The 13449-nt window shown below is 62.6% G+C and carries 11 protein-coding genes; 1 reads left to right on the top strand and 10 read right to left on the bottom strand.

Annotation, left to right across the window (positions count from 1 at the left end):
- Nucleotides 1–176: 176 nt before the first annotated feature.
- On the top strand, nucleotides 177–1103 hold the full coding sequence (locus E3W21_RS13420) for a glyoxylate/hydroxypyruvate reductase A (protein WP_134420318.1): 927 nt from the start codon (nucleotides 177–179) through the stop codon (nucleotides 1101–1103).
- 123 nt (nucleotides 1104–1226) lie between these two features.
- On the opposite strand, the gene E3W21_RS13430 is transcribed toward E3W21_RS13420, so the two are convergent.
- The 10 genes from E3W21_RS13430 to E3W21_RS13475 all read right to left on the bottom strand — a co-directional run bounded on the left by E3W21_RS13430 (nucleotide 1227) and on the right by E3W21_RS13475 (nucleotide 13387).
- The gene (locus tag E3W21_RS13430) at nucleotides 1227–2306 is read right to left on the bottom strand and encodes a tartrate dehydrogenase (RefSeq protein ID WP_134420320.1); all 1080 of its coding nucleotides are present in this window, start codon (nucleotides 2304–2306) and stop codon (nucleotides 1227–1229) included.
- A 25-nt stretch (nucleotides 2307–2331) separates the two neighbouring features.
- Nucleotides 2332–3789: an NAD-dependent succinate-semialdehyde dehydrogenase gene (locus E3W21_RS13435; protein WP_134420322.1), complete on the bottom strand. Its 1458-nt coding sequence runs from the start codon at nucleotides 3787–3789 to the stop codon at nucleotides 2332–2334.
- 260 nt (nucleotides 3790–4049) lie between these two features.
- Nucleotides 4050–5207 carry an acetylornithine deacetylase gene (gene argE / locus E3W21_RS13440; protein WP_134420324.1) on the bottom strand — a complete coding sequence of 386 codons (1158 nt, stop codon included), beginning with the start codon at nucleotides 5205–5207 and terminating at the stop codon, nucleotides 4050–4052.
- A complete protein-coding gene (locus E3W21_RS13445) occupies nucleotides 5204–6358 on the bottom strand; it encodes an FAD-binding oxidoreductase (RefSeq protein WP_134420326.1) in 1155 nt (384 codons plus the stop codon). The genes argE and E3W21_RS13445 overlap by 4 nt, the downstream gene beginning before the upstream one ends.
- Nucleotides 6355–7746 (bottom strand): NAD(P)/FAD-dependent oxidoreductase, encoded by a 1392-nt coding sequence (locus E3W21_RS13450; protein ID WP_134420328.1) that lies wholly within the window; start codon nucleotides 7744–7746, stop codon nucleotides 6355–6357. Before E3W21_RS13450 ends, E3W21_RS13445 begins: the two co-directional genes overlap by 4 nt.
- The gene (locus E3W21_RS13455; protein ID WP_129444756.1) at nucleotides 7728–8036 is read right to left on the bottom strand and encodes a (2Fe-2S)-binding protein; all 309 of its coding nucleotides are present in this window, start codon (nucleotides 8034–8036) and stop codon (nucleotides 7728–7730) included. Before E3W21_RS13455 ends, E3W21_RS13450 begins: the two co-directional genes overlap by 19 nt.
- Complete coding sequence (locus tag E3W21_RS13460) at nucleotides 8033–9874, bottom strand: ABC transporter ATP-binding protein (protein WP_134420330.1); 1842 nt, start codon at nucleotides 9872–9874, stop codon at nucleotides 8033–8035. The genes E3W21_RS13455 and E3W21_RS13460 overlap by 4 nt, the downstream gene beginning before the upstream one ends.
- A gap of 1 nt (nucleotide 9875) precedes the next feature.
- Entirely contained in the window at nucleotides 9876–10751 is an 876-nt protein-coding gene (locus E3W21_RS13465; protein ID WP_134420332.1) for an ABC transporter permease, read from the bottom strand.
- Entirely contained in the window at nucleotides 10748–11704 is a 957-nt protein-coding gene (locus tag E3W21_RS13470) for an ABC transporter permease (protein WP_033062145.1), read from the bottom strand. The genes E3W21_RS13465 and E3W21_RS13470 overlap by 4 nt, the downstream gene beginning before the upstream one ends.
- Nucleotides 11705–11749: 45 nt before the next feature.
- Complete coding sequence (locus E3W21_RS13475; protein WP_134420334.1) at nucleotides 11750–13387, bottom strand: ABC transporter substrate-binding protein; 1638 nt, start codon at nucleotides 13385–13387, stop codon at nucleotides 11750–11752.
- Nucleotides 13388–13449 lie beyond the last annotated feature (62 nt).

The raw sequence follows: 13449 nt of genomic DNA on the forward strand, positions 1-13449 counted from the left end.
AGAAATTCGGATCGACTGTTTTCACCCTGCCAAACGGCAGATTCCTTTCGCCCGCCGAATCTGCCGGGCCGTCGCCGATCGAACATCACGAAACCCGTTTAACCCGGCCCTTTCGACAGATCCTGCGCTGGCATTGCGCGATGATGTTCAGCACCTTCATCCTTCAGGACATGCCCATGGCCCTGCTTTATAAAGCTGACCCTGTGCGCGGCGAACAGTGGCAAGCGCTGTTCGCCGAACACGCCCCGGATATCGAATGGCGCGCCTGGCCGGACATCGGTGATCCGTCTGAGATTGAATACTTGGCCGCATGGCAGGCACCGGATGATCTGGAAACGCTGCTGCCAAATCTGAAAGTGTTGTTCGCGTTGTCCGCCGGGGTCGATCAACTGGACCTCAGTCGCTTGCCCGCGAGCTTGCCGGTGGTGCGCCTGCTGGACCCCGGCATCACCCGCGGCATGTGCGAGTACGCCAGTTTCGCGGTGCTGAGCCTGCACCGGGACATGCTTCGCTATCGCCAGCAGCAAATGGCGCGGTGCTGGCAAGCGCACTTGCTGCAACCGGCGGCCACGCGCCGGATCGGGGTCATGGGCCTTGGCACCCAGGCTCAGCAGATTCTGGCGACATTGCAGCCGTTGGGCTTTGCCTTGTCGGGTTGGGCGCGCAGTGCGCATCAGGTCGCTGGCGTGGAATGCTATGCCGGGCGCGAGCAACTGCCGGCGTTCCTCAGCCAGTGCGACATTCTGCTGTGCGTGCTGCCGCTGACTGAGCAGACCCAGGGCATTCTTGATCGTGAGTTGTTCCGGCAATTGCCCCATGGCGCGGCGTTGATCAACATGGGCCGTGGCCGGCATCTGATGGAAAGTGATTTGCTGGAGGCGCTGGACAGCGGGCAGCTCAGTGGCGCGGTGCTCGATGTACTACTGGAAGAACCGGCGCCGGCGGATCATCCGTTCTGGGACCATCCGCAGATTCTGCTGACACCGCATATTGCCGCGATGACGCAGCCGGAGAGTGCGTTTGGGGTGTTGTTGGAGAATATTCGGCGGCATCAAAGAGGCGAGCCGATGGTGGGCCAAATCGATCGCACCCAAGGTTACTGAACACACGCAGATCCAATGTGGGAGCGGGCTTGCTCGCGAAGGCGGCGTAACATCCAACATCATCGTTGACTGATACACCGCTTTCGCGAGCAAGCCCGCTCCCACATTGGTTGGGCGGTGGGTTTAAAGAATGTCGGCGATGGCTTTGCCAACCTCCTGAGTAGACCCCTTCCCTCCCAAATCCGGTGTGATCGGCCCCTCCGCAATCACCCGCTCAATCGCCTGCAAAATCCCGTCATGCGCCGCGCGATAGCGCTCATCGCCATTCCCCAGGAAATCCAGCATCAACGCCCCCGACCAGATCATCGCAATCGGGTTGGCGATGTTCTGCCCATAGATGTCCGGCGCCGAGCCATGCACCGGCTCGAACAGCGACGGAAAGCGGCGTTCGGGATCGAGGTTGGCCGACGGCGCAATACCAATGGTCCCTGCACACGCCGGCCCCAGGTCGGACAGAATGTCGCCGAACAGGTTCGACGCCACCACCACATCAAACCGGTCCGGTTGCAGCACGAAACGCGCGCACAGAATGTCGATGTGCTGCTTGTCCCAGGTGATGTCCGGGTACTGCGCCGCCATCAATGCGGTGCGCTCGTCCCAGTACGGCATGCTGATGGAAATCCCGTTGGACTTGGTCGCTGCCGTCAGGCGCTTGCGCGGCCGGGTCTGGGCCAGCTCGAAGGCGTACTTGAGAATCCGGTCCACGCCGCGTCGGGTAAACACCGACTCTTGCAGCACGAACTCATGCTCGGTGCCTTCGAACATCTTGCCGCCCACCGACGAATACTCGCCCTCGGTGTTCTCGCGGATCACCACGAAATCGATGTCCCCCGGCTTGCGTCCGGCCAAGGGGCACGGCACGCCGGGGAACAGCCGCACAGGGCGAATGTTCACGTACTGATCGAAATCCCGACGGAACTTGAGCAGCGAACCCCACAGGGAAATGTGGTCTGGCACTTTGTCCGGCCAGCCCACGGCGCCGAAGTAGATCGCGTCGAAGCCCTTGAGCTGTTCGAACCAGTCGTCGGGCATCATTTGCCCGTGTTCCAGGTAGTAATCGCAATGCGCCCAGTCGAGCACTTCGATGCTCAGATCCAGCTGCCATTTCTTCGCGGCCCGCTCCAATACTCGCAGCCCTTCCGGCAGGACTTCCTTGCCGATGCCATCGCCGGCAATCGCGGCGATTTTGAATGTCTTGCTCATCAATCTGCCTCCCCGTGTCTGTGAATTACAGCCCACCGATGTGGAAGGCTTTGACTTCAAGGTATTCGTCCAGGCCGTACTTGCTGCCTTCGCGGCCTAGGCCTGACTGTTTGATGCCGCCGAACGGGGCGACTTCCATGGAAATGATTCCGGTGTTGAGGCCGACCATGCCGAATTCCAGCGCCTCGCCGAAACGCCATGAACGACGCAAGTCCTGGGTGAAATAGTAGGCACCCAAACCGTAAGGTGTGGCATTGGCCAGCGCGAGGGCTTCAGCCTCAAAGGTGAAACGCATCAGCGGCGCCACCGGGCCGAAGGTTTCTTCGTTGGCCAACAGCATGCCCGCGTGGGCTTCGCCGAGGACCGTGGGCTGGACAAACTGGCTGTCGCCCGCGGGAATGCCGCCGCAGAGCAAACGCGCGCCCTGGCTCAGGGCATCGTCGATGTGCCGCGCGACTTTGCTCACCGCCGCCGGATTGATCAGCGGACCGATGGTGACGTCGGCGTCCAGGCCGTTGCCGACCTTGAGCTTGCCCACCTCCTCCACCAGGCGCTGGGCGAAGCGTTCGTAGATGCCATCCTGCACCAGAATGCGATTGGCGCAGACGCAGGTTTGCCCGGCGTTGCGAAACTTGCTGAGCATGATGCCGGCCACCGCCTGCTCAAGGTCAGCGTCATCGAACACAATGAACGGCGCGTTGCCACCCAGTTCCAGGCTCAAGCGCTTGATGTGTTCGGCGCTTTGGCGCATCAGCAAGCGGCCGACGGCGGTGGAGCCGGTGAAGGAAATCTTGCGCACGCTCGGGTTGCCGGTCAGCTCTTCGCCGATCCCGGCGGGCATGCCGGTCAACACGTTGAACACCCCGGCCGGGATGCCGACCCGTTCGGCCAACACCGCCAGGGCGAGGGCTGACAACGGCGTCAGGTCCGAGGGTTTGACGATGATCGGGCACCCGGCCGCCAGGGCTGGTGCGCATTTACGGGTGATCATCGCGTTGGGGAAATTCCACGGGGTGATCGCGGCGCAAACTCCCACCGGTTGCTTGAGCGTCAGCAGTCGGCGGTCACCGCTGGGGGCCGGCATGGTTTCGCCGTAGACCCGCCGGGCCTCCTCGGCGAACCATTTGACGAAACCGGCGCCGTAGCGAATTTCGCCTTTGGCTTCGTTCAACGGTTTGCCCTGTTCGCAGGTCATGATCAGCGCCAGGTCGTCGAGGTTGTCGATCATGGCCTGATACCAGCGCTCCAGCAGCGCCGCACGTTCCGCCGCCGGGCGAGCGCGCCAGGCCGGCCAGGCTTTTTCGGCCGCTTCGATGGCGCGACGGGTTTCCGCGCCTTGCATCGCCGGTACGCGGCCAATCAACTGACCGCTGGCCGGGTCAATGACGTCCAGGGTCGCGGCGTTGTCGGCGCCGATCCACTGCCCGTCGACATAGGCGAGTTCTGCCAAAAGGCTGGGGTCTTTCAAACGATTATTGAGCATGGTCGAGTCCTGATCCGAGACACGCTCCAGTCTAGGGAGGCGTGGCGGGTGAGGATGCTGAAAGCGATTTCAGGACAGTGTCGGATGCTGAAATTAGCGGTGGAACGGCAGATTCATGATCTGTCAGATCAACACAAAACCATGTGGGAGCGGGCTTGCTCGCGAAGGCGGTGTGTCAGTTGTCATAAATGCTGACTGACACGACGCCTTCGCGAGCAAGCCCGCTCCCACATTTGATCTGTGTTTGCCATGGAACCTGATTACAGTTTCAGGGAACCGAGCAGGCCATCAAGAAACCGTTCACCGGCCTCCATCTGGCTGATCTCGATGAACTCGTCCGGCTTGTGCGCCTGTTCGATCGAGCCCGGGCCGCAGACCACCACCGGCACATCCAGACGCTGCTTGAACAGCCCGCCTTCGGTGCCGAACGATACTTTGGCGGTGCCGGTATCCGGCGCGGCGAAGTCCTTCAGGAAGCGCACCGCTTCGACGCTCGGGTGCGTATCGAGGCCGGGATAGACGTTGACGGTTTCAATGTCGATCGCGGCGACACTGGACAGTTTTTTGGCCTCACGCACGATGACTTCGGCACGCTCGCGCATCTGTTCCAGAAACTGATCCAGATCGTCCGCCGGCAAGTTGCGCACTTCGAAGTCCAGGGTGCACAGATTGGGCACAATGTTCAGCGCCTTGCCGCCAACAATCTGCCCGACATGCACGGTGCTGTAGGGCACGTCGTAGTCCGCATCCTGGGTGCCCTGCTCTTGCAACTGCTGCTGGCTTTGACGCAGCGCGGCGATGAAATCGCAGGCCACATGAATCGCATTGACCGAGCGCGGTGCCAGCGAGGAATGCGCTTCCAGGCCCCGACAGTAGGTGCGGTAAGAACCCTTGCCCTTGTGCCCCAACACAAACTGCATGTTGGTCGGTTCACCGATCAGGCACAAAAACGGTCGTACCGGCGCAAGGTGTAACACGTCCAGCAAGCGGCGCACGCCGACACAACCTGTTTCTTCGTCATGGGACAGCGCCAGTTGCAGCGGCCGGCTCAACGGGCTGTCCGCCGCGTCGAGCATGGCGTCGATGGCCAATGCAATGAAGCCCTTCATGTCGCAACTGCCACGGCCGTAAATCCGCCCGTCCTGCACCGTCGCCTGAAACGCCGGGAAGGTCCAGGCCTGCCCCGCCGCCGGCACCACGTCGGTATGCCCGGACAGCAGAATCCCCGGCAACTCGCGTGGACCGGTGCTGGCGAACAGGTTGGCCTTTTTGCCGGTTTCATCCTTGACGATCAGCGACTCGATGCCCTTGGTCAGCAGCAAGTCACGCACGTACTCGATGAGGGCCATGTTCGACTCCGACGACACGGTGTCGAAGGCCATCAGGCGTTTGAGAATATCCAGTACACGGGGTTTCATGAGGCCTTGCTCCGTTGCTCGGCTGAGAGGGCGAACCGGTTGATGGAGAACGGCTCAATCGACGTGCTGGTGCTGCCGGTGCTGATCAGTTCGGCCATCACGTCGCCGACGCCAGGACCGAGCTGGAAGCCGTGGCCACAGAAGCCGAAGGCGTAGAACAAGCCATCGACGGTGCCGCTGGGGCCCATCACCGGCAGGGAGTCGGGCAGATAACCTTCGATGCCGCTCCAGACCCGAATGATGTTCAGGTTGCCGACACCCGGCAGCAGACGGCGCATCTGCTCCATCTGATTGAGGATGCTGCGCGGCTCGACATAGGCCCGGCGATTGAGCATGTCCGGTTTGCTGCGGTAGCCGCCGCCGATGACGATGTTGCCGCGCGGGATCTGGCGAAAATAGATCACTTCCTCGGGAATTTTGGTGTACACGCCGATCACGGTCGGCAAGGCGTAAGGCACCGGTTCGGTCACGGCCATTTGCGGGCCGTGGGTGTCCAGTGGCACCGGTTCGCCGAACTGCGCCGACAGCTTCTGGCCCCAGGCACCCGCGGTGATCAACAGCTGAGCGGCGCTGAACTGGCGGCCATCGGTGGTGGTGACGTTGAACTCGCCACCGACCTTCTGCACTTCGGCGACTTCCGTCTGTTCTTCGATCCGCGCGCCAAGTCGCCGTGCGGCACGGGCAAACGCCGGGGCGGCCAAACGTGGGTTGGCGTGGCCGTCGTGGGGCGCGTAGGAGCCGCCCTTCACGTCCGGGCCGAGGAACGGGAACCGCGCATGCAGCTCGGCACCGCGATAGATTTTCAGATCCAGTTGCGCCGCTTCGGGCGCTGCCGCGTAGGCTTCCAGTTCAGGGATTTCGTCTTCGCGATAACACACACGCATGTGCCCGCTGGCGATGAATTCGAGGTCGTCGTCGATCAACTCCGGCAAGCGTTTCCACAGCGCCCACGAACGGTTAGCCAACGCCAGCTGCCCAAGGAATCGGCCCTGGCGCCGTACGTTGCCGAAGTTCACGCCGCTGGCGTACTGACCAATCTGGTCGCGCTCCAGCAGGATCACCGACTGACCGCGCTGACGCAGAAAAAACGCCGCCGCCGAGCCCATCAGGCCACCGCCGACAATCACGACGTCGGCTTTATGAACCGTCATGGCGACACCTCCTCGGTGAGCATCGAAAGGGGTTTGACCGGCGCCTGACCGCGCTGCCGACCGACCTGTTGCACGCTGACACCAGCAGCGGCAGCAATCACCTCGGCCCCGGCCTGGGAACAATAACGTCCCTGGCAACGGCCCATGCCGACGCGGCTGAACGCCTTGGCCCGATTGACTTCGCAGGCACCCTTTTCGCTGACGGTGCGGCGCAATTCGCCGGCGCTGATCATTTCACAGCGACAGACGATGGCGGCATCCGGTAGAGCTTTGGCTTGCGCCGACGGCCAGGGAAACGCCTGGGCCAGCCCCAGGCGAAACTGGTCCATCACCGCCAGCGCGTGGCGTTGTTCGTCGCGCAACCCGACATTCAGCGGTTGCTGCAGGTCCTCCAACAGCGCCATGGCGACCAGCCTTCCGGCGTGTTCAGCGGCATCCGCGCCGCGAATCTTCGAGCCGTCCCCGGCCGCGTACACACCACTGACCGAGGTTCGGCCATCCTCATCAACCGCCAGCAACCATTGGCTGGACGCCTCATCGAAACGCAGGCGACAACCGGCAAGGTCCGCCAATTGCGTTTCCGGGCGCAGGTGATAACCCAGGGCCACGGCGTCGCAATTGACCGTCAGGGTTTCCCCGCTCGCCGTGCTGACCCGCACGCCACTGACGCCGCTCGCCGCGTCGCCCAGCACTTGCAGGGGTTTGATCCCCAGGTGTACCGGGATTTTCGCCTGATACAGCTGCGCCAACAGTTTCATCCCGGTGAACAGTAATCCGGGACGCGCCAACAGTTTGGGGATGGCAAGGATGCGTTTGCTCAGCGGCGAGGTGTCGAGCACTGCCGCCACGTTGGCGCCGGCTTTGACATATTGGCTGGCCACCAGATACAGCAACGGCCCGCTGCCCATGAACACCACGCTGTGGCCAATGGAAACAGCTTGGGATTTGAGTGCGATCTGTGCTCCGCCGAGGCTGTAGGTGCCCGCCAGTTGCCAGCCTTCGATCGGCATCAAGCGATCGGTAGCGCCAGTGCAGAGGATCAACGCGTCGTAATCCACCATCGTATGCTTGCTCTGTTTCACGCAGCACAATTGCCCCGCTGTGAGGTTCCACACCAGCGTGTCCGGTCGGTAGTCGATCGATCCGCGCAAGCGATCGAAGCTTTGGTGCAGGTCCCGGGCTTTGGCGGCTTCGGTGCCGTACAGCGTGGCGTAATCGCGGGTAAAGCCTTCCGGCTGTCGACGGTAGATCTGCCCGCCATCCCGGCGATTTTCATCGATCAGGATCGGCTTGATACCCGCAGCCACCAGGGTTTCGGCACAGCGAATCCCGGCCGGCCCAGCGCCGACAATTACGACTTTATTAGAGCTCAGCCGTGCAGTGGCCATGTCGCCTCCGGTTGTGTGGTGACGATGTCCAGCCCATCACGGACTTCATTGGAACAGGCACGCAAGCGTTCGCCGCTGCGGGTCCAGACCCAGCAATCCTGGCAGGCGCCCATTAAACAAAATCCGGCGCGACGGCCCGAATCGAATTCCGACTGGCGCAACGCTGAGCCCTGGGTCAGCAGCGCGACCATCAGGGTATCGCCCAGCAACGCCTCGATGGGTGCGCCGTCCACCTTCAGATTGACGGTCGGTCGGCCCTGCTCGGCCAGCCTCACAAAACGCCCCTTCATGCATAGGCTCCCTGGGTCATGATGTTCAAATCCTGCTGGGTTTTCAGCAGCTCGGCGGTGTCGTGGTGGCAAAGGATTTCGCTGCCACCGGCGATGACTCGACGGTTCGGCGCGGTGCGATTACACAGGCTGTCGACCCGCACCGGGCACCGATTGAGAAAGGTGCACAGCTCTGGCACGTTGGCCCTGGCGCCGATTGGCGGCAGGTCGCCGCAAGTGGTGCCGCAGTTCTCCAGCCAGCCCTGACGCAGTTCCGGCACCGAATGGATCAACAGGTCGGTGTAAGGATGGAACGGGGCTTGGGCGAACGCTTGCCGAGTGCCGGCCTGAACCTTGTGGCCGCTGTACATCACCACAATGTCATCACACAGCGCGCGGACGGTGGAGATGTCGTGACTGATGAACAGGTACGAAACCCCCAGTTCCTGACGCAGGTCGCGCAGCAGTTCGAGAATCGCCGCGCCGACCACTGTGTCGAGCGCCGAGGTCACCTCATCGCACAGAATCAGGTCCGGTTTGGCCGCCAGCGCCCGGGCCAGATTGACCCGCTGTTTTTGCCCGCCGGACAGTTCATTCGGACGCCGTTCCGCCATGTCTCGCGGTAGGCGCACCAGGTCCAGCAACTCGCCGATGCGCTCGCGCAATGCGGCCCCTTTGAGACCGAAATACATCTTCAGTGGCCGGCTCAGGATGGTGCTGACACTGTGCATCGGGTTTAGCGCGGTGTCGGCATTCTGGAACACCATTTGAATGCGGCGGAACTGTTCGGCGGTGCGCTCGGACAGGCTGCCGCCCAGCGGTTGACCATCGAAGGTCAGCCCGCCCAGCGCCGGGGTCAGCAGCCCCGCCACCACCCGCGCCAGGGTCGATTTGCCCGAGCCCGACTCACCGATCACGCCGATGGCCTGGCCCCGGCGCACGGTCAGGTCGATGTCTTCCAGCACCCGAATCGACGGCATGCCGTGCATGTTCTTGTTGCCGTAACCGGCAGTCAGGCCCTGGATGGTCAGCAAGGGCGTGTCTTGCGCCACATCGCAGGGCGGACGAATCGTCGTGTCCGGCCGCGCCGCCGCCAGCAGGCTGCGGGTGTATTCGTGGGCCGGGCCTTTGAGTAATGGCGCGGTGGCACTTTGTTCGAAAATCTCACCGCCGTTGAGTACCACAATCTGATCGGCCATTTGCGCGACCACGGCAAGGTCGTGGGACACGTAAACCGCCGTCGCCCCACGTTCGCGCACCACCCGTTTGAAGGCGCGCAGCACGTCGATCTGGGTCGTCACGTCGAGGGCCGTGGTCGGTTCGTCGAGCACCACCAGCAGCGGATCGCTGATCAGAGCCATGGCCGCCATGACCCGCTGCAGTTGCCCGCCGGAGACCTGATGGGGATAGCGCTGGCCGATGCGATCGGGGTCCGGCAGCGCCAGGTCGCGAAACAACTCGACGGCCTTGGCTTCGAGCACGGCCCGGCTGCCCAGGCCATGAATCAACGCGCCCTCCACTACTTGATCGATCAGTTTCTTCGCCGGGTTGAACGCCGCCGCCGCACTCTGGGCGATATAGGACACCCGGTTGCCCCGCAGGCCTTGCAGCTCGCTTTCGCTCAACGCGAGCATGTCGTGCTCGCCGATCTGCACCACGCCAGACGCCAGGCGACAACCGCGCCGGGCGTAACCGAGCAGCGCCAGAGCGATGGTGGTCTTGCCCGAACCGGACTCGCCAATCAACGCCAGCACTTCACCTTTGGCCAGGGAGAAACTCACACCCTTGACGATTTCTACCTCGCCGCGCTCACCGCAGGCGACCACGCGCAGGTTTTCGACTCGAATCAATTCACTCATTTCAATGGCCTCTCGAACGTCGACTACGTCGCGAAGACAGGCGGTCGATAAACAGATTCACACCGATGGTCAGGGTGCCGATGGCCAGGGCCGGAATCACGATGGCCGGCGCGCCCTGGTTGAGGCCGCCAATGTTTTCGCGCACCAGTGAGCCGAGGTCGGCATCCGGTGGTTGCACGCCCAGACCGAGGAAGCTCATGCCGCTGAGCAGCAGCACGATGAAGCCGAAACGCAGCCCCAGGTCCGTCAGTACCGGGTTGAGCATGTTCGGCAGGATCTCCACGCACGCGATGTACAGCCGACGTTCGCCGCGAGTACGGGCCACTTGCACGTATTCCAGGGCTTCGATGTTCACCGCCATGCTGCGGGCGATGCGGAACGCGCCGGGGGTGAAGCTCAGCACCGCGGTGCAGATCAGCAAGGTAACCGACGAGCCGAAGGCCGAGACCATGATCAGCGCCAGCATCTTGCTCGGGATCGAGATAAAGGCGTCCATCAAGCGACTGATCACCTCGTCCAGCCACTTCGGCGACACCACCGACAGCAGCGCGCAACTGGTGCCCAGACCGCTGGCCAACACCGCCGCCACCAACGCCAGGCCGACGGTGAAACGTGCGCCGACGAGGATGCGACTGAGCATGTCGCGGCCCAGGTAATCGGTACCGAACGGGTAAACGGCGCTGATGCTGTCAAAGACATTGTCAGAGACCACTTCACCCACCGGGTGCGGCGCCAGCCAGGGGCCGAAGATCGCCACCAGCAACCAGATAACGCACATCGCAGCCCCGATCAGACCCAGCCAGGCCGGACCATGAGACACCTTGCCAACCGACAGGTCGGGGGTCGCAGGCGTCGATTTCACAATGAGATTGTTCATTGGTTTCTCAGCCTCGGATTGGACAGAATCGCGCACAGGTCGGCAATCAGCACCAACCCCAGGTACGCCGTGCAAAACAGCATGGTGCAGGCCTGGACCAGCGCCATGTCGCGGTTGGTCACCGCATCGACCATCAGGCTGGCGATGCCGGGGTAGTTGAAGATCGTCTCGACGATTACCACCCCGCCCAACAGGTAAGAAAGGCTCAGGGCGATGGCATTGGCGATCGGTCCGATGGCATTGGGCAAGGCATGGCGCAGCACAATGCGCATCGGGCTCACGCCTTTGAGCCGGGCCATTTCCACGTAGGGGCTGTCCAGTTGATCGATCACCGCTGCCCGGGTCATGCGGGCCATTTGCGCGACGATGACGCAGCACAGCGTCATCACCGGCAAGGCGTAAGTGCGCATGAATTGCCAAGGTGAGGTGATGTCGCTGGCATAGGACAGCGCCGACAACCAGCCCAGGTTCACCGCAAAAATCAGCACCGCCAGGGTCGCCACCAGAAACTCCGGCACGGCCACCATGGCCAGGGTGAAAAAGCTCAGGAAGCTGTCGATGCGCCCCCCGCGGCCCATCGCCGAGCCGATGCCCAGAATCAACGCCACCGGCACTGACACCAGCGCCGTCGCGGCCGCCAGCATCAAGGTGTTGGGCACCCGCCCGGCCATCAACTCGCTGACCGGCATGGCGTTGGAGACCGACTGGCCCATGTCGCCGCTCAGCAGGTTCATCAACCAGTGCAGGTAACGCAACACACCGGGCTGATCCAGCCCCAGTTTCAGACGCAAGGCCGCCACCTGTTCCGGCGTGGCGAACTGCCCGAGCGATTGTTGCGCCGCGTCCCCCGGCAGTACCGCCGTGATCGCAAACACGACCATGGACACGATCAACAAAGTCACGATCGCGGCGCCCAGGCGCCGGCCGATCAACCACAGTGTGTTGCTATTCATCGCCCTACCCTCATGCAATGTCCCCGTCGCTTCAACCACTGCTCATCAAGCGTCCAGCCAGACCTGCTCGGCGAACATGTAGCCCATGAAACCACCCAGCGGGTTGCTGCCGTAACCTTTGATGCGCTGGTCGACACCGTCGATGTTGCTGATGAACACCGGCACGCCGATACCACTGTGGTCATGCACCAGGGTCTGCATGTCGGCGTACATCTTGGTGCGCTTGGCGTCGTCGGTTTCACCCCGGGCGAGCATCAGCAACTGATCGAACTGATCGTTCTGCCAGCCCGATTCGTTCCACGGCGCTTTCGACTGGAAGAACTGCGAGAACATCACGTCAGCGTTCGGCCGCGGGTTGATGTTGCCGAAGCTCAGCGGGTGCTTCATCCAGTGATTGGACCAGTAGCCATCGCTCGGCAGGCGATTGACGTCGAGCTTGAGCCCGGCCTGTTTCGCCGACTGTTGCAAAAGCACCGCGATGTCCACCGAACCGGTGGCGGCCGGCGATGCGACCAGCGGCATAGTGATGCTTTCCATGCCGGCCTTCTTGAGCAGGAACTTGGCTTTTTCCGGGTCGTAGACCCGTTGCGGCAGGTCGGCGTTGTAGTAGCGCGAACCGGGGGAAATCGGATGGTCGTTACCGACCACGGCAAAGCCCCGGAACACTGCGGATTTAACCTGTTCACGGTCCAGCAGGTGCTTCATGGCCTGAGTGAATTCGGCGCTTTTGCCCGGCATCTGATCCTGGCGGATGATCAGGTCGGTGTAGTTACCCGATGGCGCATCCACGACCCGGTGTTTGGCGCTGGCCTTGATGCGCGTGGTCGAGCGCGGGTTGACCTCGTTGATCATGTGTACGTCGCCCGACAACAGCGCGTTGACCCGCGACGGTTCGTCGGCAATGGCGATGAACTCGATTTCGTCCAGGTACGGCAGGCCCGGTTTCCAGTAGCCGGTATTGCGCGCGGCAATCGAGCGCACGCCCGGTTTGAATTCCTTGACCTTGAACGGCCCGGTGCCGATGCCCTGGTTGAAATCGGTGGTGCCTTCCGGAACGATCATCAGGTGCGACACGGCGAGGATCGACGGCAGCTCGGCGTTCGGCGCGCTCAGGCGGATTTGAACTTCGTTGGGGCCGGTGGCTTTGATTTCTTCGAACTGCGCCATCAGCGGCATGACCTTGGAGCCGGTCAGCGGATCCTTGTGGCGCGACAGCGAGTACACCACGTCGGCAGCGCTCAGGGTCTTGCCGTTGTGGAAGGTCACGTCCTTGCGCAGGGTGATGGTCCACAGCGTGGCGTCGGTGTTGTCGATGCGCTCGGCCAGTTCCAGTTGCGGCACCAAGTGGGCGTCGAAACGGGTCAGGCCGTTGTAGAACATGAAGTGGCGCACGTAGTCGGTCGACAACGCGCCTTTGGCCGGGTCCAGCGTATCGGCGGTGGAACTGGACATGCCGGCGACGCGAATCCGCCCGCCCGGTTTGCCTTTGCCGGGGGTGGCGGCTTCTTCGGCAAACAGTTTACCGGCGGCGCCGAACAGGCTGCCGGCGCCCGCCGCAGCCACACCGGCCACGCCGAGCATCTGCAAGGCGTTGCGGCGCGACATGCCGCGATTTAGGCCTTCGAATACCCGTAGGCTTTCCTGGCCGGAGATCAGTTGGGAGTCGATCTTGTTGTCAGTCATATCAGTTGTACCTGTCGAAAATGAGAAGGCTCGAGTGTCCCGGTTGACCGGAACGTCCTGGA

The sequence above is a fragment of the Pseudomonas sp. F01002 genome (assembly GCF_004402115.1).
In the GTDB taxonomy this organism is placed as follows: domain Bacteria; phylum Pseudomonadota; class Gammaproteobacteria; order Pseudomonadales; family Pseudomonadaceae; genus Aquipseudomonas; species Aquipseudomonas frigoris.

Excerpts from the sequence above, each read along its gene's own strand:
- E3W21_RS13455 (WP_129444756.1), bottom strand. The coding sequence starts at position 8,036 with ATGAAGGGGCGTTTTGTGAGGCTGGCCGAGCAGGGCCGACCGACCGTC.
- E3W21_RS13430 (WP_134420320.1), bottom strand. The coding sequence starts at position 2,306 with ATGAGCAAGACATTCAAAATCGCCGCGATTGCCGGCGATGGCATCGGC.
- E3W21_RS13475 (WP_134420334.1), bottom strand. The coding sequence starts at position 13,387 with ATGACTGACAACAAGATCGACTCCCAACTGATCTCCGGCCAGGAAAGC.
- E3W21_RS13465 (WP_134420332.1), bottom strand. The coding sequence starts at position 10,751 with ATGAACAATCTCATTGTGAAATCGACGCCTGCGACCCCCGACCTGTCG.
- E3W21_RS13470 (WP_033062145.1), bottom strand. The coding sequence starts at position 11,704 with ATGAATAGCAACACACTGTGGTTGATCGGCCGGCGCCTGGGCGCCGCG.
- E3W21_RS13445 (WP_134420326.1), bottom strand. The coding sequence starts at position 6,358 with ATGACGGTTCATAAAGCCGACGTCGTGATTGTCGGCGGTGGCCTGATG.
- E3W21_RS13420 (WP_134420318.1), top strand. The coding sequence starts at position 177 with ATGGCCCTGCTTTATAAAGCTGACCCTGTGCGCGGCGAACAGTGGCAA.
- E3W21_RS13435 (WP_134420322.1), bottom strand. The coding sequence starts at position 3,789 with ATGCTCAATAATCGTTTGAAAGACCCCAGCCTTTTGGCAGAACTCGCC.
- E3W21_RS13450 (WP_134420328.1), bottom strand. The coding sequence starts at position 7,746 with ATGGCCACTGCACGGCTGAGCTCTAATAAAGTCGTAATTGTCGGCGCT.
- E3W21_RS13460 (WP_134420330.1), bottom strand. The coding sequence starts at position 9,874 with ATGAGTGAATTGATTCGAGTCGAAAACCTGCGCGTGGTCGCCTGCGGT.
- argE (WP_134420324.1), bottom strand. The coding sequence starts at position 5,207 with ATGAAACCCCGTGTACTGGATATTCTCAAACGCCTGATGGCCTTCGAC.